We start from the raw sequence: 21,906 nt of genomic DNA on the forward strand, positions 1-21,906 counted from the left end.
TGCCATGTATATGGCAGGTGCTTTTTTTTTGGACAGGATCTGATGTGGGCACGCCGCTGGCGTGATTGATTCCAGTATCCGTACGCCAAACGGAAAGTCCAAGGTCGGGAGACTTTGCACAGCAACTTTGCACAACGACTTTGCAGAGTGCCATCCATTTTTCAGATCAACCAATTGTTACATTAAATAATTGGTACATTGTTTCATTACTACATTGTTCTACTTTCAAATCGGAACATCAGCAAATTTTCAAATCACACAATTGTTACATTGAATCATTGGTACATTATTTCATTGCTACACTGTTCCACTTTCAAATCGGCCCATCAACGAATTTTCAAATCAGTCAATTGTTACATTAAATAATTGGTACATTGTTTCATTATTACATTGTTCAATTTTCAAATCGGCCCATCAACAAATTTTCAAATCAGCCAATTACTACATTGTTTCATTACTACATTGTTTCCTTCCAATCTTCAACAGACAGTATACAGTGTTTGAAACACACTTCAATAAGATCTTTTGCCTTTAAGGATTTATACTTGCACTTAACTTTTGTAAATGACTTCCTAAAGTTACGAAAACCTTTTCGTAAGTGAGATGGCCATCACTAGGGGACAAAACAAAAGGGAATTGAAGATGGACCAGGCAAATGTTGGAGTTTTGTAACTTATATTTATATCTTTAGGCTTTGGAACTACTGTTCCGAGTAACCTAAGCTTCAATTTTATGAAAATTCCATTGTTTTTAAGTGGATTATTGCTGTTTTTTATTTCATGCGGCGATCGTCCATCAAAGGATACTGCAACGACCACCGAAGAATTCCCAAGTATAAAGGATTATTTGCCCTTCTCCGAACTGCCATTGGATGATCTATCTATGTTTAAGGTAGAGACTCCCAACTGGAAAATTGTAGGTGATGTGTATGTGGATAGATCAAAGGACAGGATTTTGACTTCTTCTCCGGGGAAAGGAATTCTGGCCAACATACCCGATGATCAGTCAAAAAATGATCATATTTTTACAAATTTTGAACATGGGGATATAGAAATTGAATTGGATGTGATGATGCCGGTCAACTCCAATTCCGGACTTTATTTTCAAGGGAGGTATGAAGTGCAACTATTGGATAGTTGGGGTGTAAAGGAACCAACATATGGAGATATAGGTGGTATCTATCAGCGGTGGGATGACAGTAGGGAAGGCGATCAAAAAGGTTATGAGGGACATTCCCCAAGAACCAACGCTTCAAAGTCGCCCGGACTTTGGCAACATTTTAAAATTATATTTCACGCTCCCAAATTTGACGCCTCGGGCAACAAAATAAAAAATGCCCTATTTCAAGAGGTGTGGTTAAATGGTGAGTTGATTCAGGAAAATGTGGAGGTAACTGGCCCTACAAGGGCTTCTGCCTTTAATGATGAAAAAGCTAGAGGACCATTAATGATTCAAGGAGATCACGGTCCCGTAGCTTTAAAAAATATCAAGTATAAAAAGTACGAAAATAAAAAGTTGACCTTGTCCGATATGCATATGACAGAATACGAAAGTAATTCTGATACAATTGCCGGTTTGGATACGCTTACAGTTATTGGGGAGAAAAATGTAGATAGTATTTCCGCCAATATGGTAACTGGAAATAGGGTTACAAGAATTCTAAGTTATAAGGGGCAAATGGATGTTCCGAATTCTGGTACCTACCTCTTCAATATTGGATTAAATCATGGTGGTGCCTTGCTGTTGATCGGTAATGATACTGTGGTTAATCTAAATGGAAAGTTCGATTTGGATACACCAGGGATAGGTGAAATTGAGTTGGAAAAGGGGAAAATACCTTTTACCTTCATTTATAACAAGAATTATCCGTGGTATACAGGTTTCAGTATTACGGCAGAGGGCCCTGAAATGCAGAAAATGGCCCTACATGCAAAGAACTCTTTAAGTTCAGCTAAAAAAAATTCGGATAATGATATACTCATTACGGTTGGAGAAGAGACTGTAACCCAACGTGGGTATATGATGCATGGAGATGAAAAAAGGACACACTGTATTGCGGTTGGGAGTCCTGATCGTATAAATTATTCATATGATTTAAGTAGAGGGGCTATATTACAGGTATGGCAAGGCGATTTTCTTGATGTTACCCAGATGTGGCATCTAAGAGGTACTAACCAGTTGGCGGAACCAAAGGGATTTTCAGTATCCTTTCACGGCGATCCAGATTTTATGACTTTGGAGAATAAAGATATGGTTTGGCCAGACAGCATTCCATCCAACATAAGGTTTAAGCCATTAGGTTATGAAATGAAGGATAATGGATTACCGGTTTTTTTACATCAAGAAGAAGGGACTACTATTAGCAATTCATTTAAATCTTCCAAGGACGGACGGGGACTTGAGCGTACCATCAGCATTAAGGGCAATGGTGATATCTGGCATAAAATTGCCGAAGGGGAATCCATTAAACAGTTGGAGGATGGTACATTCATTGTCAACAATGAAAGTTATTTTATCGATTTCTCCGGTAATAGTGGCTTAGATCCTGTAATCCGTCATTCCAACGGAAAGGATGAATTAATACTAAAAATACCCACGAACAGTGGGAACATTACATACAATATTATTTGGTAACCCAAAACAACCAATTATGCAGATTTTAAGACAGGCAGTTTTCTTTGTATTCCTATTAGGAACAGTATATGGTACATTTGGACAGGAAAGTTCGGAAATGGCCAAAAAGGAAGCGGAATATTATAAAATAGTGGATGTTCCAATTCCAAATGATATTGTATTGGAAGTTGGAGGGTTGGCGTTTACGGATGACGATAAATTGGGGGTTTCTACGAGAAGGGGTGAGGTTTGGTTAATAGATAAGCCGTATGGTCCAAACCCTGTTTATAAGAGATATGCACACGGGATGCACGAGACCTTGGGCTTGGCCTATAAAGACAATGGCTTCTATCTTTCCCAACGAGGCGAACTTACTAGATTGGATGACAGGAACGGGGATGGAAAGGCAGATAGCTATAAGACTATTTATACATGGCCTTTGTCCGGTAATTACCACGATTATTCCTATGGTCCGTTAATTTTGCCCAATGGGGATATGTTGGTCACCTTAAATTTATCTTGGATCGGCCACGGGGCCAGTTTGGTAAAATGGAGGGGATGGATGCTGAAAATAACACCTGAAGGGGAAATGACCCCAATTGCAACCGGTTTAAGGTCTCCTGCGGGATTTAATGTGAATTCTGAGGGTGATTACTTTTATACCGAAAATCAAGGGGATTGGGTAGGTTCTGGAAGGATGACCCATTTGGAAGTAGGCGATTTTGCAGGTAATCCGGAAGGCCTACGTTGGACAGATGACCCGCAATCGCCTCTAAAATTGAAACAGGATGAAATAGAAAAGCAATCGGGCTTAAGTCTGTATGAATATGCAAAAAAAATACCTGCCCTTAAGGCTCCAGCCATCTGGTTCCCGCATACCATTCAGGGGATTTCAACTTCGGATATCCTTTATGATACTACCCATGGAAAATTTGGACCTTTTGAAGGCCAGATGTTTATCGGCGATCAGGGGCATAGTAAGATAATGCGAGTTTATATGGAGAAGGTCAATGGGGTATACCAAGGTGCTTCCTTTTTATTTAGAGAGGGTTTTTCCTCAGGAATATTGCGTATGATCTGGGGTAGTGATTCCAGTATGTTTGTTGGTATGACAAGTAGAGGGTGGGCTTCCACCGGAAAAGCTCCGTATGGTCTGCAAAGATTGGAGTGGACAGGGAAAGTACCTTTCGAAATAAAAACAATGAAAGCCTTGGATGATGGATTTCAATTCGAATTCACACAACCTGTCAATAAAAAATTGGCCGGGGATGTTGCCAGCTATCAAATGAAAAGTTTTACTTACCAATATCACAATACCTACGGTAGTCCCATAGTGGAAGAACAACCAGTAATGGTACATAAAGCAGAGGTTTCACCAGATGGACTTTCCGTTAAATTAACTTTACACGGAATGCGATTGGGCTTTATCCACGAAATAAAAATCCCGGACCTCACCTCTGGGAATGGTAAGAAACTACTACATAACACGGGTTATTATACCTTAAATGAAGTTCCGGGTGGAGTTTTGAAATCCCCACAGATGACAGGTATTGTCAAATCCGGTAAAAGTATCGTTCAGCCTAAAAGAATAACAAAAATGCCAGCTGATTGGAATAATAAATCCGATCAGAAGTTGATGATAGGTACCAAGCCGGGACTGAAGTACGATGTAGAACAAGTTAAGGTTCAGAGAGGGGCTAAGGTAGAGCTTACCTTTAATAACAACGACGATATGATGCACAACCTGGTAATTACCCAGAAAGGCAAGGAATCGGTGGATAAGGTAGGGCAAATGGCCTTGATGTTAGGATTGGACGGACCGGACTATAACTATGTGCCGGATACCGATTTAGTGTTGTACCATACTGCTATTATGCAGCCTGAAACGGCAGAAACAATCTATGTAAAAATGCCGGAGGAACCAGGTGAATATTGGATAGTATGTACTTTTCCAGGGCATTCATCGGTGATGAGGGCGAAGCTTATTGTTCAATAAGATGCGAATTAATTGACATTGTGCCTTGGGTCTTAATCAGTATTACTGGTTGAATACTATTTTTAAAGGGCTTTAACGAATGGGATTTCAATTTGAAACATTTGTATACTTTTGAGGTATGCCTATTAAAGAGGAAAAACTAAATACCCTGTCCCATGCCCTTGGAATAATATTTGGGCTAATAGGTTTTGTAGTGTTATTGCAAAATAGCCGACAGTTAACTTCCTATGCCACGTTTTCAATTATTGTTTACAGTTTTACTTTTGTCTTCTTGTTTACGGCATCAACTTTATATCATTGTGTTAAGCCGTCAAATTTGAAAAACAAATTGAGGATATTGGATCACATCAGCATTTATTTTTTAATTGCTGGCACCTATACGCCAGTAGCCTTAATCATGTTGGAACAAGGAAATGGCTGGTTACTATTTTATACCGTATGGGGAATAGCTGCTGCGGGTACTATTATGAAGTTGTTTTATACGGGGAAATATGAGTTTATTTCAGTATCGCTATATTTAATAATGGGCTGGTTGATTGTTTTGGATCTGGACAACTTACTAAGTAATACTACCACCATTGGGTTGGGGACCCTTTTTCTGGGGGGAGCCTTTTATACCTTGGGAATTCTTTTTTACGCTTTGGAGAGGATCCGTTATAACCACTTTATCTGGCATTTGTTTGTGCTGGGAGGTGCCATCAGTCATTGGTTTTTTATTTTGATCGATGTGGTTTAGGGACGAATAATATCTTCATATTCTTTGAAGAAATCTTCAAATACGGCCATGTTTTCCTTCAAAAATACCATGGTTTCCTGCCAAGTGTTTTCGTTGTGAATGGAAACATTTTCTAAACTAACGGACACCCTTGAAATCTCCTTTCCATTTTTAAGGATAACCGTATCCTCAAATAGGGCTTTTGGCAGGTATTCTTCCAATAAAATAGGCCTAAGTGAAATCAATTTTTCCCATACCCCCAACCGCTTTTCCAAATCTTGACTTTCTATGTCCATAGATACCATAGCACTCTTTAAATCAAAATGAAATTTAAAAGAGCAATCCTTAATGCCAGTGTTATACAGAATCCATTTTCTGGGAAAGGATTTACCAAAGGAAATCCAAAAATCCTGACGTAACTTTTTTGCTTCTTCCTTGCTGAACATTTATAGACCTGGGTGTGCTGTTAATTCTTATAGTGGTTACTAATCTAGAGTAATTGCCCCGTTGTACCAATTTTTCTTGTAATTGGGGACTTGGTTTGGCTTTATAGCATATAAGCAATTGCAATTCCCAATATTATGACGACCAATTTACGCAAGTTAAATTTATGCGCTTCCGAACTTTCGAATAGAATAACAGTCGAAATATGAAGGAAGACACCAATTACCAAGGCGTTAAGAAAAACGGCATACCTATGGGTAAAATCATAATTGGCTGCAATGTAGGTGCCTATGGGAGTCATCAAGGAAAAAAGTACAATAAAGAATATGGCAGACCGCAACTTTATCTTGGAGCTTAATAAGAATATGCTTAAGATAATCGCAATGGGTATTTTGTGGATTAAAATTCCGTAAAGGATAGTACCGTGATTTTCTATAGGCAATCCTTCTAACAGGGAATGGATGCATAGGCTTATAAAAAGCATCCAAGGAAAATCGGATTTTTCGGGATCTAAATGAACATGTCCGTGTTCGGCCCCTTTGGAAAAAAATTCCAGAAAAATCTGGAGTAGGATCCCCAACATAACAAATACCCCTACCGTTTTTGGTTCTGCGCTACCATAAACTTCAGGGAATAATTCAAAAACAGTAAGCGCCAGCAAAAAAGCTCCACTGAAAGCTAGGAGAAGTTTAAAGACTTCCTTGTTTTTTGGTTTTGTGAAGTATACAAATATAAAACTCAGCAATACGCCAAGAATAGGTAATAAATATTTCATTAAGGATTAATTCTGATATTGTACAAAATTACCATATTGGCTAATAAGGGCTAAAATTAACGTATTTTTGCGGTAATCTTAAAGGTAGATATGAACAAAAATTTTAAAATGGTGGCCAAGACCATGTTTGGTTTTGAGGAAATTTTGGCCAAGGAACTGCGTAATCTTGGTGCCGGAAATGTTGAAGAGGGAGTTAGGAGTGTTTTTTTTGAAGGAGATACCGGTTTTATGTACAAGGCAAATCTTTGTTTGCGAACGGCAATCAAAATTGTTAAACCTATCCATTCTTTTCGTGTAAGGGATGAGAACGATCTTTACAAAAAAATCTATGCCATGGACTGGTTCGATTATCTGTCCACCTCTACCACTTTTGCCATTGATGCTACAGTAAATAGCGAAAATTTCACCCATTCCCTATATGTATCCCAAAAGACCAAGGATGCTATTGTGGATAAGTTTAGGGATACGGATGGTAGTAGGCCGGATGTGGATATAAAATTTCCTGATGTTAGGATCAACATCCACATACAGAATGATCATTGCAATGTAGCCCTGGATTCGTCCGGGAGGTCTTTACACCAGCGAGGGTATAGGACAGCGACCAATATTGCGCCCATAAATGAGGTATTGGCGGCCGGTCTTTTGTTGTTAAGTGGTTGGGACGGACAATGTGATTTTTTGGATCCTATGTGTGGCAGTGGTACTCTATTGACAGAAGCAGCTATGATTGCCTGTAATATTCCTGCCAACATTAATAGAGAGGAATTTGCCTTTGAGAAATGGCACGATTTTGATGCCGATCTTTTTGAAAAAATTGTGGATAGCAGCCTTAAGAGAGCAAGGGAGTTCAATCATAGGATAATTGGGTATGACAAGGCGCCTTCGGCAGTAAGAAAGGCCCAGGATAATATTGTCAATGCCAATTTATCCGATTATATAACCGTGGAAAGGAAGAATTTTTTTGATACGGAGAAATTTACGGACAAACATTTGCATATGGTGTTCAATCCTCCTTACGGTGAGCGTTTGGATATAGAAATGGAGGATTTTTATACCGATATAGGTAACACTTTAAAACGAAATTATCCAGGGACCGATGCCTGGTTCATTACCTCTAATTTGGAAGCCTTAAAGTATGTGGGACTGCGCCCTTCCAGAAAGATCAAGGTGTTTAATAGCCATTTGGAGTCGCGCTTGGTAAAATACGTTATGTACGAGGGGAGCAAGAAAGCCAAATATAACAAAGCGGAATAATCCGTTTTTAATGATTTAAAAGTATAGGAATTTTGAAACCAAAATACAAAGCTCTTATCTTTAACTTTCTAGGCTTCTCAATTCTATTTGTTGGGGGCAGATTGTTAATTGGCATGTTATTGCCCTTAAATACACTTGCCCTTGCATTTATAGCAGCTGTGGCCGCCAGTATATTGGCACCTAAGTTTAGTGCTGTAAAAACAAAGTCCGGAGAGAAACTGATGATGAAATGGATTTTTATTAAGGGTTTTCGGGAGCTTTAGGTTGTTCTTGGATTGGAGCCTTCTTTTCTTCCTTTTCCTTAATTTTTTTGGCTTTTTTGTAGAGTGGAATAAAATAGGTGATGGAATAATTGTAACCAACGCCAAATTTACTGCCATCGGTAACCTTATTGAATCCAGGAACCCATAAATTCCTAAAGTTGTCGGGTTCCTTGTTACTGACCAAGAAACCAATGCGAACACTGGCCCCCAAAAAGATATTGGCAAAGAGTTCGGCTTTTATACCCAGCACGGCCTCCAACCAGCTGGCATTTAATCCGCTAAATTCTTGGGCGACATCTGAACCCAAGGGAAAATCATTAACAGCATTGGGGTCCGGATTAATTTGATATTCGGGATCGGTCCAATAACGGTTGGTGTCAAAAATTTGATAATTATTCAAAGTTTGGCTAAAAGTACTGTAGGCATAACGCCCCCCTACGTGTATGGAATTGTTCATGCCATACCAATTTCCATAGGTGTTGTAATCCACACCCAGTTTTAAGTAGCTTCCCGAGGTGGTGAAATTGTATAAGTCCTCTTGTTTGGTATTTTTTTCATTACCAAGTTCTGCAGCCACATATAGTTTATTTGTTATCCTATAGTCCCCAACTATTTCAAATCCCTGATAATCATCATTTAAGAATGAAATTAAAGGGCGACTAAGGTCTATCCCCACCCTAATACCATAGGGGTCGGTGTGTACCACAGTGTCTTTTGGTTGCAAATCGATAGGCTTGCTTTGGGAACTCCCCAAAAGAAAGGCTAGAAATAAAAAGCTACTAATGAAATATCTTAACATGCGCTGCTGTTGAATTTTCTACCAAGGGGGTTACAATTTCTATATCCTTTATCCAATTATCGGTTTCCATTTTTAGATCGCTATTCAATTCTTCATAATTGGCAATATATCCACAGGCCCTGGAAACAAACTTATCTATTTTGGTGTAATTTAGGTACAAGGTATCCAAGTCTCCCCCTTCAACCGTAATAGTCTCTCCTCCCGAATCTGTAGTTTCAACATCTGCAGAGTTCCTAATAAAATAAAAACCTGTGCTGTTCTCTGTGACCTTCAAAGGAATGGCAATTGAATCCAAATCCGTTCTATCGGATACTGTTGTGACCGTGGTATTCTGGCCAACTCCCACAATTCTAAGTTTGGTGACCTTTTTTAATACAGTGGGGTTGTCCACATTATAAAATCTTATCACTAATAAAGGGGTGTCCCCATCTATACAGATATCATCCTTTTCACAGGCTCCAAAGCAGATTAATATAATTAAAACTAATATTGGAATGTAGAATTTTTTCATGCTCGGTTGGACTATTTGGTCCGTTTTTTCAAAAGTACAACATTTTCAACATGATGGGTCTGTGGAAACATGTCCACTGGTTGCACCTTCATAATTTCATAATCTTCCTTCATCATCTCCAAATCCCTGGCCTGTGTGGCGCTATTACAGCTAACATAAACAACCCTTTCCGGTGCAATGGATAATATTTGTTGTACAACGGCCGCATGCATACCATCCCTGGGAGGATCGGTAATAATAAGGTCGGGACTGCCGTGTTCCTCAATAAAACTAGGATTAAAGACATTCTTCATATCCCCTACATAAAAATCTACATTGTCTATTTTGTTTCTTTTTGCATTGGCCTTTGCATCGGTGATAGCTTCGGGAACGGCTTCTATTCCTATTACTTTTTTGGCCTTTTTGGCCACAAATTGGGCAATGGTGCCCGTACCGGTGTAAAGGTCGTAAACCAATTCATTTCCAGTAAGTTCGGCAAAATCCCGGGTTATCTTGTATAGTTCATATGCCTGGTCCGAATTGGTTTGATAAAATGATTTGGCATTTATTTTAAATTGAAGACCTTCCATTTCCTCAAATATATGATCCCGTCCAGAATAGCATATGATTTCCTGATCATATATGGTATCATTTTGTTTTTGATTGATGACATATAACAAGGAAGTTATTGCAGGAAAGGTTACTGCCAAGTGGTTCATCAATAATTCCCTCTTCTCCAAATCGTCCTCATAGAATTGGACCATAACCATGATTTCACCAGTAGAGGAGGTGCGAATCATTACTGTGCGCAACATGCCCCATTGATTCCTGGGGTTAAAGAAAGACAAATTGTTCTTAATGGCGAAATCCTTTATTTCCAACCTAATCGCATTGGAAGGATCTTCTTGCAAATGACATTTTTTAATGTCCAAGATTTTGTCCCACATTCCAGGAATATGAAATCCCAATGCGTTTTTATCATCAATTTCCTTGCCTGAGTTTATTTCCTCCAAGGTCAACCATCTACTATCAGAAAAAGAAAATTCCATCTTGTTCCTGTAGAAGTATTGCTTTTTGGATCCTAAAATGCGACTCGTTTCTGGCAATTCCAAATGACCAATTCTTCGTAGGTTGTTCTCAACTTCTTTTTGTTTGTAAAATAGCTGGTGTTCATAGCCCATATCTTGCCATTTACAGCCCCCACATACTCCAAAATGTTCACAGACAGGGGTAGTTCTTTTACTCGAAAAAGTATGGAACTTGGTGGCAACGCCCTCAAAATAGGCCTTCCTTTTTTTGGTGGTCATAACGTCCACAACATCTCCAGGGACAGTGTTGGTCAAGAAGATTACCCGGCCATCGGGTGCCTTTCCTATGGTCTTGCCTTTGGCACCGGCATCTACTACTTCCACGTTTTCAAAAACTTGTCTTGTATTCTTTCTGCGCATGGCGCAAAAATAGGAGAATTTTTTAGGATTTATGTAGCTTTTTAACAGAGTCTTGTTTGTATTTATTAGATTCGTTTTTCCAATGGGGTAAACTAAGTCGCACCGGTCCTTTATCAGCATTGCTGCTACCGGATTGTTGGGGCCTTGAATATTGAATTGGCAGTATATGATATCCCAATGGGGTCAATGTGTTTCAATTTATTAGTGAAACTCAATTTTGAGAAGTCGGTAAGACGCACTTAAAATTGCAAGTTGGACTAATCCCGTCATTTTCGGCGGGATCTAGGTTCAATACCTCGACCCTAGGGTCGATTCCTAATTATTGGGTTCAGGGCCTGCCTTTGTCGGCAGACAGGCTTGCCCTGAGGTTTAATACCTTTTATTTAATTTAAAAAGTTGGTTTAAAATGGAAAAATATCTTTTTTGTCTTTTTTTGTTTTGTTTTTTTACAGGACAGGCACAGCTGGAAAAAACAGGAAAAAAGATTAAGAATAATAGGCCAAATGTGCTTTTTATAATAGCTGACGATTTAACGGCCACGGCCATTTCGTCTTATGAAAATAGCGCTTCACGCTCACCCAATATAGATCAATTGGCAGCAGAGGGTATTAAGTATACCAAGGCCTATACCCAATACCCGGTCTGTGGCCCTTCCAGGGCATCCTTAATGTTCGGCTACTATCCAAATGCCACAAACACCTACGGATACGTCAGTGGCAGGGAAAATGTTGGACCCTCAAGAAAATCACTTTCACAATTGTTCAAGGAAAACGGTTATTACACAGCAAGGGTAAGCAAGATATTTCATATGGGAGTTCCCATAGATATTGAAACCGGGTCCAACGGACAGGATGATGAGGCATCCTGGACCGAACGTTATAATAGTCAAGGACCGGAATGGGCGGCGGCGGGGGAGGCCGAATTGGTTCAAAATAACCCTTATGGACTGAAACCTAGAAAAGGGGGGAATGTTATGACCATTGTAAAGGCAGACGGGGATGATTTGGTGCATTCTGATGGAAAAACCGCTGAAAAAGCTATTGAACTAATTAAACTGCACAAAAATAACCCCTTCTTTTTAGCAGTGGGTCTAGTTAGGCCACACGTACCCTTTGTGGCACCTAGAAAGTACTTTGAACCTTATCCACATGAGCAAATGGTATTGCCTCCCAAGGTGGAAAACGATTGGGATGATATTCCCGCCCGTGGAATCAATTACGTCACCAGTGTTAATGGTGAAATGTCCGAAGAACAAGAAAAAAAGGCAGTTGCTGGGTATTATGCTTCGGTAGCCTATATGGATGCACAAGTGGGGAAGATTTTAAAGTCTTTAAAGGAAGAAGGATTGGAAGATAATACCATCGTTGTTTTTACCTCAGATCATGGATTTCACTTGGGGGAACACCGCTTCTGGATGAAGGTGAGTCTTCACGAGGAATCGGTTAGGGTCCCCTTAATCATCAAAGTGCCTGGAAAGTCACCTGCAGTCTGTAATTCCTTTTCGGAACTTTTGGATTTATATCCTACCCTCGCGGAATTGGCGGGCATAAAAACTTCCGGTCATTTACAGGGAAAAAGCTTAGTTAAAACTCTGGATAATCCCAAGATCAAAGTGAGGGATTATGCATTTTCGGTGAGTCAGGGGGGTAAGTCCTTTTTGTTGCGTAACCATAAATGGGCATATATACAGTATGACGAAGATGCCGGGGCCGGAATGGAACTTTTTGATATGGAGCACGATGCCAAACAGTATAATAATTTGGCGCACAATCCCAAATATGCGGATATAGTGATTGAAATGCAAAAAACATTGCGGGAGAAATTAATGGATATTAGAACGAATGATTTGGGCATCCAATATGGATCGAATTAGGGGGGTTATCAATCAATTCTGGAAAAGACAAAGGACAAAGTGTTTCAATTCTACAAAATATGGGCTTTATTAAAATGAATAGGATCCTTACTTATAGCAAATTGGAATCTGTCGTGTTATGTAATAACACTGCTATTTTTTGTAATGCACAAAGTATAAAGCTTATCCCAGGGGAAATTAGTACTGAAAACGATGGCAGTTCTTTTAATGTACAGATTCCATTGGAAATTGTTATTGAATAGTATTAAAATTAATAATTAAATGAGATACGAAATGAAAATTTATTTAAAAAATGTGGTTGCACTCCTAGGCCTGATTTTTGTCCACAATTTAAGTGCTCAGTCTTTAGGTGGCGGAGAAGCCAATCCAGACCTATTAACAAACAAGGAGGCATTAAAATCATTTCAGGACATGCGTTTTGGGATGTTTATTCATTGGGGACCTGTTAGTTTAAGAGGGACTGAGATAGGCTGGTCCAGGGGTAAACAAGTGTCCAAAGAGGATTACGACCAGCTGTATAAGGAGTTTGATCCCGTTTTGTTCAATGCCGCTGAATGGGTAAAAACTGCTAAGGGGGCTGGGATGAAATATATTGTACTGACCTCAAAACATCATGATGGGTTTTCCCTCTGGGACAGTAAATATACAGATTACGATATGGGTAGTACGCCTTATGGCAAGGGCATTCTAAAAGATTTGGTGGAGGAGTGCAAAAAACAAGGCATGGTGTTCGGAACCTATTATTCCATTGCAGACTGGTATCATCCTGATAATCCCGTGATATATCCTGCCGATGATTATCAATTTCATGTAGAGAAGGATTTTGAAGACGCCCAAACGAAAGCTCGAATGGAACGCTATGTCCTATTTATGAAAAATCAGTTGAAAGAATTGATCGAAGATTATGACCCTGCATTTATTTGGTTCGATGGTGAATGGGAATGGGCATGGTCCCACCAGATGGGAATGGACTTATATGCTTACCTAAGAGGATTGAAAGAAGATTTATTAATCAACAATAGGGTAGATAAGGGACGTGTTGGAATGGAAGAAACTATGAAGAGTATCCAATACGCTGGAGATTATGCCACCCCTGAACAACAAGTGGGCGCATTTAATATGGAGACACCCTGGGAAACCTGTATGACCATAGCAACACAATGGGCATGGAAGGCGAACGATAAGATAAAGTCTAAAGAGGAATGTATTCAAACACTGCTAAAAACTGTTGGCGGGGATGGTAACTTACTTTTTAATGTGGGACCAATGGCAGACGGTAGAATAGAAAAAAGACAGATAGATCGTTTGAAGGAAATAGGGGACTGGTTAAATCTGAATGGGGATTCCGTCTATGGTACCCGAGGTGGCCCTTATTTACCTACAGATTACATGGTTAGTACCCGAAAGGACAGCAAAATATTCCTACACTTGCTAAACACAAAAAAAACAAAAATAAAATTGCCATTTCCGAAAGATGTGAAAATTAATAAGGCCTATTTTCTTCATGATAGTCAAGAGGTGACAATTGATAAAAGTAAAACAGCGATTACCATTAATCTGCCAGACAATTTACCCGATGAGGTAGCCTCGGTAATAGTCCTGGAATTGAATAAACCGGCAATGGCAATTCCGCCGATAGAACGCATGAACTATTGATCCAGCAATGATGATCTTCTAAAATATTACAAAATCATGATTAAAGTTGTTTTCAATATGGTTTTAAAGTGTCATTGGAAATAACTATAACTATAATAATTTATGAATAAAACAATAGTAATTAAAAAAGGCTATTCCAATGATATTCAATACCCTCTTAAGAATGGTGCAGGTTCGGATGCGATCCATACAACGCCTATCTATGCCTATGCCGTTTGCAAATTGCAAACAGATTGTGAGTTGGAAGGAGTGGGGCTTGCTTTCACCTTGGGGACAGGTAATAAATTGGTCTGCGATGCCATTAGCTATTTGGTAAAACACATAGAAGGTAAGGAAATCAATGCATTAATGGCCAATTTTGGGGAAACTTACAAAGCAATGGCAGACGATCCTAATTTTAGATGGTTGGGTCCCCATAAGGGGGTGGTTCATTTGGCCTTGGCATCCGTGGTCAATGCCTGTTACGATCTTTGGGCAAAATCCAAAGAGATTCCCTTGTGGAAATTATTGATCGATCTTTCTCCCGAGGAACTGGTTAATACTTTGGATTTCTCTTATTATGAGGATGTTTTAACAAAAGAGGAGGCAATATCCATACTGGTGGCGCAGAAGCACGGTAAGGAAAACCGGAAAATGATTGTGGATTTGGGATATCCTGGGTATGATACCTCTATAGGTTGGTTTAATTATTCGGATGAGCAAGTAGAAACCAATATTAAAAAAGCTTTGGATAATGGATTTTCGGCTATGAAGCTAAAAGTAGGCTCTAAAGAATGTGAAAGGGATGTCCGTAGAGCTTCTTTGGTGCGAAAAATTGCAGGGGATAATGCTACGATCATGTTCGATGCCAATCAACAATGGAATTTACCTCAAGCCATTTCCATTTGTAAAAAGCTAAAGGAATTAAATCCGTATTTTATAGAAGAGCCAACACACCCTGATGATGTGCAGGCACATGTTGATTTGGCCAAGGCGGTAGATGTAAAACTGGCGTTAGGCGAGCATGTACCCAATAAAATTACCTTTAAGAATTTTATCCGTTCGGGTAGTATGGCCTTCAATCAGGTAGATGCCGTTAGGGTAGGGGGAATTTCTGAATTTATACTAATAAGCCTTTTGTCCAGAAAATACAATATTCCTGTTGTCCCACATGTTGGGGATATGGGGCAGATTCATCAGCATTTGGTACTATTTAATCATATTTCTATAGGTCATCCGGCACTTTTATTGGAACATATCCCGCATTTGCAAGACTATTTCAAATTTCCTGTATCCATAGTGGATGGACGGTACAAGACACCGCATCAACCTGGAATTAGTGCTGATTTAAAAGTATATTGATTATTGTAAATAAAATGAGGTACGTTTTAAAACTGTTTATTATTACCATTCTCTAGGTTGTCGAAGCTGGTAGTGCCCAAGAAAAGTTTCTTCAGGTGCCCTTATCCTTTATCGCCCAGAACTTGGAATACAAGGGCGTGGCCGTTCAAGATGATAATTATACTATTTGGGGCTGTGCACCCATCCATGGTGAGGATGGAAGAACTCATTTATTCGTGGCAAGATGGCAAGAAATGAATGTTAATCCTGCTTGGCGAAAATCTTCCGAAATAGCGCACTATGTTTCCGATTCACCAGAAGGGCCCTTTGTTTTTTCTGATATTGCCCTCAAAGGTACGCGAAAGGATACCTGGGATAAATATGCGCCACATAACCCGGAAATAAAAAAAGTGGGAAAGCAATACGTGCTGTTATATATTGCCAATACGGATTATCATCAACCTTCTCATGGCGGAAATCAACGTATTGGAATGGCCATTGCAAAATCTCCTTAAGGTCCATGGAAAAAAGTTGGGAAGGACGGAATGGTATTAAATGCAGACAACCCTAATAAATGGAATTATAAATCCAATATGGGAGTGGCAAATCCGACCTTTTTGGAAGTAAATGGGAAGTACTATTTATATTTTAAAACCAAAACCACAGAAGGTATACTAAAGTATGGCCTGGCTATTGCCAATAAATTAAAGGGCCCATATACTATTCAGGACAAGCCCGTTACTTCTAACAAGGGGACATTGGAGGAGGGAACCGTTTTTACCTATCAAGATAATATCTATTTATTGACCACGGACAATCATGGTCAAAATATGGGTATAGTTGGTGGTGGAACACTTTGGAAATCTAAGGACGGACTTACATTCAATTTGGGGGATGCTACTATAGGTTATAATCTATTGTCCACCTATTATTGGGAATACGATCCCCAAAAGGTAGTAAAGATATATAGCCCAGATCCGAAGCTGGAACGCCCAAAAATTTTGATGATAAATAATAAACCGGCATATTTGTACGCCCCTTCGGGTTGGAATATTTATGGCGGTCAACGCACTATAGGGCATGTTCTTAAAATAAATTTAGACCAATGAATTTTCGAAATATTTTATTGATAATTATAATACTACCATTATCACTCGTATCACAAGATAAAAAGAGCGATTTTAAAATAATAACCTATAATATTTGGAATGGCTATGATTGGGGCAAGGATCAGGATAGAAGGGAGAAGGTGCAGCAGTGGATAGGAGTACAATCTCCAGATGTTGTTGCCCTACAGGAATTGTGTGCCTACACTCCGGAAAAGTTAATGGATGATGCCAAGGCATGGGGTCATGACTATTCCATATTGTTAAAAACTACCGGTTATTCGGTTGGTTTAACCTCCAAATATCCAATTGCTATTAAGGAAAAAATAATGGATGGTATGCACCATGGGGCATTGCACTGCCATATAAATGGAATCGATTTTTTGGTAATTCATCTCCATCCCGGCAGCATTGAGAGAAGACGGGAGGAGGCCACAATACTATCAAGGAAATTGGAAGAAATTAATAAATCCAATTCTAAATATATCGTTTTGGGTGATTTTAACGCCCATTCTCCCTTTGATGCCGATCTGTACGACCCCAATGGTAATTTATTACAGGGATTACGAGAATCCAATGCTGGAAAAGGCTTGAAGGGGAATATTGAAAATGGCAGTTTTGATTATGCCGTAATGTCCAAGTTCCTGTCGATCCCTCTGTTTGACGTGGTACAAAAATTTACAAAAGGAATCAATGGGAGGGGAAGTTTTCCCGGACAGGTTTTGGGAGATATAAATGGGGAAACCAAGGAAGAATTGACTTCACGTTTGCAACGTATAGACTATATTTTGGTTTCACCCGAAATATCCCAGAAACTTTTGGACGCTAAAGTCCACAATGGACCGGAAAACTGGTTTTTGTCCGATCATTATCCTGTAAGTGCCAAATTTCGTCTAAAAGATTGATTGGTAGGTTTTTCTGAGCAAAAATCAATGCCTAAAAATTTTAGGATGCAACTTACAATTCGTAATTTGCAATCTCTACAAAAGTTGGATGATTTCTCTCCCCAAGAAGGAATTGCTAAAGTTTTATTTAAAAGTTATTTAATCATGTCGGTTTTGGAAAAATTATCTTCTAAAGATGCCATTGCATTGGAGGAAAAATTCGGAGCGCACAACTATCATCCACTACCTGTGGTTTTAACCAGGGGAGAGGGAGTTTTTGTTTGGGATGTTGAAGGAAAAAGATATTACGACTTTTTATCAGCATATTCAGCAGTAAACCAGGGGCATTGTCACCCTAAAATTGTCAATGCTATGATAAATCAGGCCAAAACGCTGACATTGACTTCCAGGGCCTTTTACAATGATATGCTCGGGAAATTTGAGAAGTTGGCCGCCCAAACATTTGGCTACCATAAATTACTGCCCATGAACACAGGGGCCGAGGCAGTGGAGACAGCTCTTAAAATTTGTAGGAAATGGGCCTACGAGAAAAAGGGAGTTCCAGAAAACCAGGCTCAAATAATTGTTTGCGAGAATAATTTTCACGGACGAACAACTACTATCATTTCATTTTCCAATGATCCTATTGCCCGCAAAAATTATGGTCCCTATACAGAAGGCTTTATTAAGATAGAATACGATAATATAAAGGCTCTAAAGGAAGTTTTGGAGAGCGATAGGAATATTGCGGGATTCCTAGTGGAGCCCATACAGGGAGAGGCTGGGGTATATGTGCCTTCTGAAGACTATTTGGTCAAGGCGCGTGAGCTGTGCACAAAACACAATGTCCTTTTTATTGCCGATGAGGTGCAGACGGGAATAGCCCGCACGGGGAAACTATTGGCTAGCTGTGGCAATTGCAATTGTCCTGATAGGCACTGCAGTGGGACGCCTGAGGTAAAACCGGATATATTAATTTTGGGGAAGGCACTGTCAGGAGGGGCCTATCCAATCTCTGGAGTGCTGGCCAATGACGAAATCATGGAGGTAATAAAGCCCGGTAGCCATGGGAGTACTTTTGGCGGTAACCCAGTGGCAGCAGCAGTGGGCATAGCCGCTTTAGAGGTAGTCCAAGAAGAAAGGCTTGCTGAAAACGCTTATCAATTGGGAGTGCTGTTCAGGGAAGAACTCAATAAGTTTATACCCACTTGTAATATTATAAAGGCCGTAAGGGGGAAAGGCTTATTAAATGCCATATTGATAAACGACTCCGAAGACAGCTCAACGGCTTGGGATATTTGCTTGGCATTAAGGGATAATGGTCTCCTGGCCAAACCAACTCACGGAAATATTATCAGGTTCGCCCCGCCTTTGGTAATGAATAAGGAACAGCTATTGGACTGTGTTGGGATTATAACGAAGACACTAATGCAGTTTGAGAAATAATATTCCTCTCGATGAACGGGATGACCCGTTATTTATTTCATAGCGGTTTTTTATTCTGGTGCCAAAAGGGTAAAAGGATAAAGATTGATATTCCTTAAAATGGTAAACAGGGCAATTATTATTATCAACACTATAGGCGTTTTGGGGTGATAGATTAAATCTGGTAAGCTTTCTTTTCCGTGTATGGGGACATAATTACGCACCCAATGGTAGGCAATCAATAAAAAAGCAGGGATAAAAAGTAGGTTGTGTTTGGCTACACCAATGATATCCAAGTGGAGTAAATCGTGTAACGCCCTCTGACTCCCACATCCTGTACAGTAATAGCCTGTGGCAGTAAAAAATGGACATTGGGGAAAGTGGTTGGAATTACTTGGGTTGTTGAAAAAATAAAGGAGTAGTATTCCAAAGAAAACCACTCCCATTACAATGGCTACTGCTATTTTATTTCTTCTAGAAATCACCTGCGCCCATAAATGCACCAAAGATTGCCAAGCCAAAAAATGCTATATATAAAAGCCAAAATAGGCCCGCTATTGCAATACCTACAATGGCCCATGTTTTAGCATTTTTGGAAGCTCTTTCGGCCTGTTCATAATTGCCTAGTGCATAGGCTTCATTTACTTTGGCAGCATTCACAATACTCACTATACCTGGTATCAGGCAACAGAATACCGTACTGATGATAGCTAAAACCAAATAGTTGCTCGGTTTGGGATGGGTTTGGTTGTTTTCCATAAAGATGATCAATTAAATTGTTGGCTGATAATAAAATTTATTGAAGGTTTTGAAAATAATCTTCCATTCTTTCCCTCATAAGTTCTTCGTTCTGTAATGCATCCCAACCAATAACAGAGATGATCCAAAGGAAGAAGAAGATTACTAGAATATTAAGAACGATACCTATGATCGATAAGGTTTTTCCTAACTTAACATTGTTGTATCCTTCATACATACTAGGGTTTACCGCATAGAGGATAGTGGCCTTTTTAGCTAGAATAAGGCCTACGATACCGAAGATCAAACCAATAATACCATAGCAGCAGCAGGTAACTATTGAGATAATCCCGAAAACTAATATTAGTGTGGCGTTGGGTAGTTTTTGTTGTTCCATAATTCTTTTTTAATGTATTAGATGAACCATTTTGTAAATGTAATTTACAATGACGATTCCAGCGTTTAGGTATAAAAGATAGATTTTGATCTTGAAGGAATTTTTTATGTCGAACAGTAGAGAGGCACCAACAAAACCCACTAGAAATATGAGGGTATATATAGCGGGATATATCTTTAAGGCCTCAATAAAGTTACCATCCAAAAGATAGGAAATGGACCGTTGAATTCCGCAACCGGGACACTCAATGCCGAATATCTGCTTGTTCATGCAAGGGAGCATATAATTTTCCAGTTCCAAGAGAATTGCCATCAGGGTTATTTAAAGTGCTAATATAATTCTTTACCGAAAAATACTATTATTTTTGGGCAATGAAAACAAAACGGACTTTTTATTTGGTGCTGATACTGGTTGGAGCTGTAATTTCCGGGTTGGGAGACCAGTATATGGAAGGGGAATATGCGTTGAGCATTGGAATTGTCCTGTTAATGTTTGGTCTGTATAAGACCACGCAGTTGTGGAGTATAGATCAAAATAAGGATGAGGATAAAGATAAAGAAAAGGACTAATGGATTTTAAGGTAGGAGATCAAGTTGAGGCCATCGATGATATTGTTCAAGGAGTTGTGGTAAAAGTAAATGGTGGGCAAATTACGGTAGAAAGTAACGATGGGTTCTTGTTAACATATACAGCAGCTGAATTATTGAAAGTTTCCAGTTCCAATGCTATTAAAGTGTCAAATTTTGAGGTGGCTAAAATAAAGGCAGAGAAGGAAGTGCCAAAGAACCGACATAGTAAGAAGTTAAGGGCCAAGGAGCGATTTTCTCCGCAGATGGAGGTGGATCTGCATATAGATAAGCTAACACCTTCCACAAAGGGAATGACCAATTTTGAAATGCTTAATATACAACTTGATACGGCCAAACGCCAATTGGATTTTGCTATTCGCAAAAAGATTCAAAAGATAGTATTTATACACGGGGTAGGGGAAGGTATTTTAAAGGAAGAGCTATATTTCCTTTTTAAGCGTTACGAAAATGCAAAGTTTTATGATGCGGATTACCAGAAATACGGTATGGGGGCTACGGAAGTATATTTTTTCCAGAATACCCCATAATCAATTGGTTGTTACAGTTCCAAAATCGTTGATGCTTAAATCCGTTATCCGCTGATTGTTGGAAGCATTGATAAAAGTAATCCCACTTAGTCTTATGGTATGTTCATAAGTAGTGGTATCACCATCAACTACAGCTGTGGTGGTTATAAGTACCGAACCGCTCTCGGCTTCAATTTCTTCTACCACCGTAGGTTCCGTTGCAGGGATGAGATTGCAAAAATAGGTACTGGTAACATCGTCGGAAAAATCACGGTAGGTGAGGGTGGTACTAGAAGAAATAGGATATTCAACTTCGCCGTCCGATGCTACATTTTTAAGTGTTCCACTTGCTAAAGTGAGTATTAAAGCTTCGTTACCGTTAATTTTAAAGAATAATGTGGTATTGGTCGATACTGTTGTGTCACAGTAGTCAATGGCAATATCGTCAAAGTCTATGGTCTCTATGGTTAAATCCCCATCATCGCATGAACAAAGGGCCAAACACAGGAGGAAAGTCAAATAATTTTTCATGCCTCAAATTTAATCGAAATATAGGTTATAATCCTATAGGTTTATGAGCATTTTACAGGAAATTAACTTTATTTCAAGTAATT

General features: G+C 39.3%; 24 protein-coding genes. 14 read left to right on the top strand and 10 right to left on the bottom strand.

The window, feature by feature from the left end; genetic code table 11:
• Positions 1 to 732 precede the first annotated feature (732 nt).
• The 3 genes from QSE00_RS06950 (at position 733) to trhA (ending at position 5,345) form a co-directional block, all read left to right on the top strand.
• The gene (locus tag QSE00_RS06950; protein WP_286105419.1) at positions 733 to 2,634 is read left to right on the top strand and encodes a 3-keto-disaccharide hydrolase; all 1,902 of its coding nucleotides are present in this window, start codon (positions 733 to 735) and stop codon (positions 2,632 to 2,634) included.
• A gap of 16 nt (positions 2,635 to 2,650) precedes the next feature.
• Positions 2,651 to 4,609, top strand: a complete 1,959-nt coding sequence (locus QSE00_RS06955; protein ID WP_286105420.1) for a plastocyanin/azurin family copper-binding protein — start codon at positions 2,651 to 2,653, stop codon at positions 4,607 to 4,609.
• A 118-nt stretch (positions 4,610 to 4,727) separates the two neighbouring features.
• Positions 4,728 to 5,345 (top strand): PAQR family membrane homeostasis protein TrhA, encoded by a 618-nt coding sequence (gene trhA / locus QSE00_RS06960; protein ID WP_286105421.1) that lies wholly within the window; start codon positions 4,728 to 4,730, stop codon positions 5,343 to 5,345.
• On the opposite strand, the gene QSE00_RS06965 is transcribed toward trhA, so the two are convergent.
• Together QSE00_RS06965 and QSE00_RS06970 are read right to left on the bottom strand one after the other, a co-directional pair.
• On the bottom strand, positions 5,342 to 5,770 hold the full coding sequence (locus QSE00_RS06965) for a DUF4268 domain-containing protein (RefSeq protein WP_286105422.1): 429 nt from the start codon (positions 5,768 to 5,770) through the stop codon (positions 5,342 to 5,344). The genes trhA and QSE00_RS06965 overlap by 4 nt on opposite strands.
• Before the next feature lie 101 nt (positions 5,771 to 5,871).
• Positions 5,872 to 6,543 carry a ZIP family metal transporter gene (locus tag QSE00_RS06970; RefSeq protein ID WP_110358170.1) on the bottom strand — a complete coding sequence of 224 codons (672 nt, stop codon included), beginning with the start codon at positions 6,541 to 6,543 and terminating at the stop codon, positions 5,872 to 5,874.
• A gap of 90 nt (positions 6,544 to 6,633) precedes the next feature.
• Between QSE00_RS06970 and QSE00_RS06975 the strand changes: the two genes are divergently transcribed.
• Together QSE00_RS06975 and QSE00_RS06980 are read left to right on the top strand one after the other, a co-directional pair.
• Positions 6,634 to 7,797, top strand: a complete 1,164-nt coding sequence (locus QSE00_RS06975) for a THUMP domain-containing class I SAM-dependent RNA methyltransferase (RefSeq protein ID WP_286105423.1) — start codon at positions 6,634 to 6,636, stop codon at positions 7,795 to 7,797.
• Positions 7,798 to 7,829: 32 nt separating this feature from the next.
• Complete coding sequence (locus QSE00_RS06980) at positions 7,830 to 8,060, top strand: hypothetical protein (protein ID WP_286105424.1); 231 nt, start codon at positions 7,830 to 7,832, stop codon at positions 8,058 to 8,060.
• Here QSE00_RS06980 and QSE00_RS06985 read toward each other — a convergent pair.
• The 3 genes from QSE00_RS06985 to rlmD are packed head-to-tail and all read right to left on the bottom strand — an operon-like array spanning position 8,038 to position 10,797.
• Positions 8,038 to 8,859, bottom strand: coding sequence for a DUF6048 family protein (locus tag QSE00_RS06985; RefSeq protein WP_110358173.1), 822 nt, complete (start codon positions 8,857 to 8,859; stop codon positions 8,038 to 8,040). The two genes, QSE00_RS06980 and QSE00_RS06985, sit on opposite strands and share 23 nt — an antisense overlap.
• Positions 8,840 to 9,370, bottom strand: a complete 531-nt coding sequence (locus QSE00_RS06990) for a DUF6452 family protein (protein WP_110358174.1) — start codon at positions 9,368 to 9,370, stop codon at positions 8,840 to 8,842. The genes QSE00_RS06985 and QSE00_RS06990 overlap by 20 nt, the downstream gene beginning before the upstream one ends.
• 11 nt (positions 9,371 to 9,381) lie before the next feature.
• Positions 9,382 to 10,797, bottom strand: a complete 1,416-nt coding sequence (gene rlmD / locus QSE00_RS06995) for a 23S rRNA (uracil(1939)-C(5))-methyltransferase RlmD (RefSeq protein WP_286105425.1) — start codon at positions 10,795 to 10,797, stop codon at positions 9,382 to 9,384.
• A gap of 406 nt (positions 10,798 to 11,203) precedes the next feature.
• Here rlmD and QSE00_RS07000 point away from each other — a divergent pair, with 406 nt between their 5' ends.
• The 7 genes from QSE00_RS07000 to rocD all read left to right on the top strand — a co-directional run bounded on the left by QSE00_RS07000 (position 11,204) and on the right by rocD (position 19,082).
• Positions 11,204 to 12,670, top strand: coding sequence for a sulfatase (locus QSE00_RS07000; protein WP_286105426.1), 1,467 nt, complete (start codon positions 11,204 to 11,206; stop codon positions 12,668 to 12,670).
• A 273-nt stretch (positions 12,671 to 12,943) separates the two neighbouring features.
• Positions 12,944 to 14,326, top strand: a complete 1,383-nt coding sequence (locus QSE00_RS07005) for an alpha-L-fucosidase (RefSeq protein WP_181422960.1) — start codon at positions 12,944 to 12,946, stop codon at positions 14,324 to 14,326.
• A 102-nt stretch (positions 14,327 to 14,428) separates the two neighbouring features.
• The gene (locus tag QSE00_RS07010) at positions 14,429 to 15,667 is read left to right on the top strand and encodes an enolase C-terminal domain-like protein (RefSeq protein WP_286105427.1); all 1,239 of its coding nucleotides are present in this window, start codon (positions 14,429 to 14,431) and stop codon (positions 15,665 to 15,667) included.
• Between the two features lie 95 nt (positions 15,668 to 15,762).
• Positions 15,763 to 16,161: a glycoside hydrolase family protein gene (locus QSE00_RS07015; protein WP_286105428.1), complete on the top strand. Its 399-nt coding sequence runs from the start codon at positions 15,763 to 15,765 to the stop codon at positions 16,159 to 16,161.
• A gap of 30 nt (positions 16,162 to 16,191) precedes the next feature.
• Entirely contained in the window at positions 16,192 to 16,755 is a 564-nt protein-coding gene (locus tag QSE00_RS07020) for a glycoside hydrolase family protein (RefSeq protein WP_286105429.1), read from the top strand.
• On the top strand, positions 16,752 to 17,657 hold the full coding sequence (locus QSE00_RS07025) for an endonuclease/exonuclease/phosphatase family protein (RefSeq protein WP_286105430.1): 906 nt from the start codon (positions 16,752 to 16,754) through the stop codon (positions 17,655 to 17,657). The genes QSE00_RS07020 and QSE00_RS07025 overlap by 4 nt, the downstream gene beginning before the upstream one ends.
• 144 nt (positions 17,658 to 17,801) lie before the next feature.
• The gene (gene rocD, locus QSE00_RS07030; protein ID WP_286105526.1) at positions 17,802 to 19,082 is read left to right on the top strand and encodes an ornithine--oxo-acid transaminase; all 1,281 of its coding nucleotides are present in this window, start codon (positions 17,802 to 17,804) and stop codon (positions 19,080 to 19,082) included.
• A 50-nt stretch (positions 19,083 to 19,132) separates the two neighbouring features.
• Here the strand turns inward: rocD and QSE00_RS07035 are convergent, their stop codons facing one another.
• From QSE00_RS07035 to QSE00_RS07050, 4 genes are read right to left on the bottom strand one after another with little or no spacing between them, the layout of a single operon-like run.
• Complete coding sequence (locus QSE00_RS07035) at positions 19,133 to 19,546, bottom strand: DUF2752 domain-containing protein (protein ID WP_286105431.1); 414 nt, start codon at positions 19,544 to 19,546, stop codon at positions 19,133 to 19,135.
• Entirely contained in the window at positions 19,536 to 19,820 is a 285-nt protein-coding gene (locus QSE00_RS07040) for a CD225/dispanin family protein (RefSeq protein ID WP_286105432.1), read from the bottom strand. The genes QSE00_RS07035 and QSE00_RS07040 overlap by 11 nt, the downstream gene beginning before the upstream one ends.
• Before the next feature lie 37 nt (positions 19,821 to 19,857).
• Positions 19,858 to 20,196: a CCC motif membrane protein gene (locus tag QSE00_RS07045; protein WP_110358189.1), complete on the bottom strand. Its 339-nt coding sequence runs from the start codon at positions 20,194 to 20,196 to the stop codon at positions 19,858 to 19,860.
• Positions 20,197 to 20,205: 9 nt separating this feature from the next.
• The gene (locus tag QSE00_RS07050; RefSeq protein ID WP_286105433.1) at positions 20,206 to 20,466 is read right to left on the bottom strand and encodes a DUF2752 domain-containing protein; all 261 of its coding nucleotides are present in this window, start codon (positions 20,464 to 20,466) and stop codon (positions 20,206 to 20,208) included.
• A 101-nt stretch (positions 20,467 to 20,567) separates the two neighbouring features.
• On the opposite strand from QSE00_RS07050, the gene QSE00_RS07055 reads away from it, so the two are divergent.
• Positions 20,568 to 20,765, top strand: a complete 198-nt coding sequence (locus tag QSE00_RS07055) for a hypothetical protein (RefSeq protein ID WP_286105434.1) — start codon at positions 20,568 to 20,570, stop codon at positions 20,763 to 20,765.
• The gene (locus QSE00_RS07060) at positions 20,765 to 21,313 is read left to right on the top strand and encodes a Smr/MutS family protein (RefSeq protein WP_286105435.1); all 549 of its coding nucleotides are present in this window, start codon (positions 20,765 to 20,767) and stop codon (positions 21,311 to 21,313) included. The genes QSE00_RS07055 and QSE00_RS07060 overlap by 1 nt, the downstream gene beginning before the upstream one ends.
• On the opposite strand, the gene QSE00_RS07065 is transcribed toward QSE00_RS07060, so the two are convergent.
• Complete coding sequence (locus tag QSE00_RS07065; protein WP_110358192.1) at positions 21,314 to 21,823, bottom strand: hypothetical protein; 510 nt, start codon at positions 21,821 to 21,823, stop codon at positions 21,314 to 21,316.
• Positions 21,824 to 21,906 lie beyond the last annotated feature (83 nt).

Origin of the sequence: Arenibacter flavimaris (genome assembly GCF_030291335.1) — a bacterium.
In the GTDB taxonomy this organism is placed as follows: Bacteria; Bacteroidota; Bacteroidia; order Flavobacteriales; family Flavobacteriaceae; genus Arenibacter.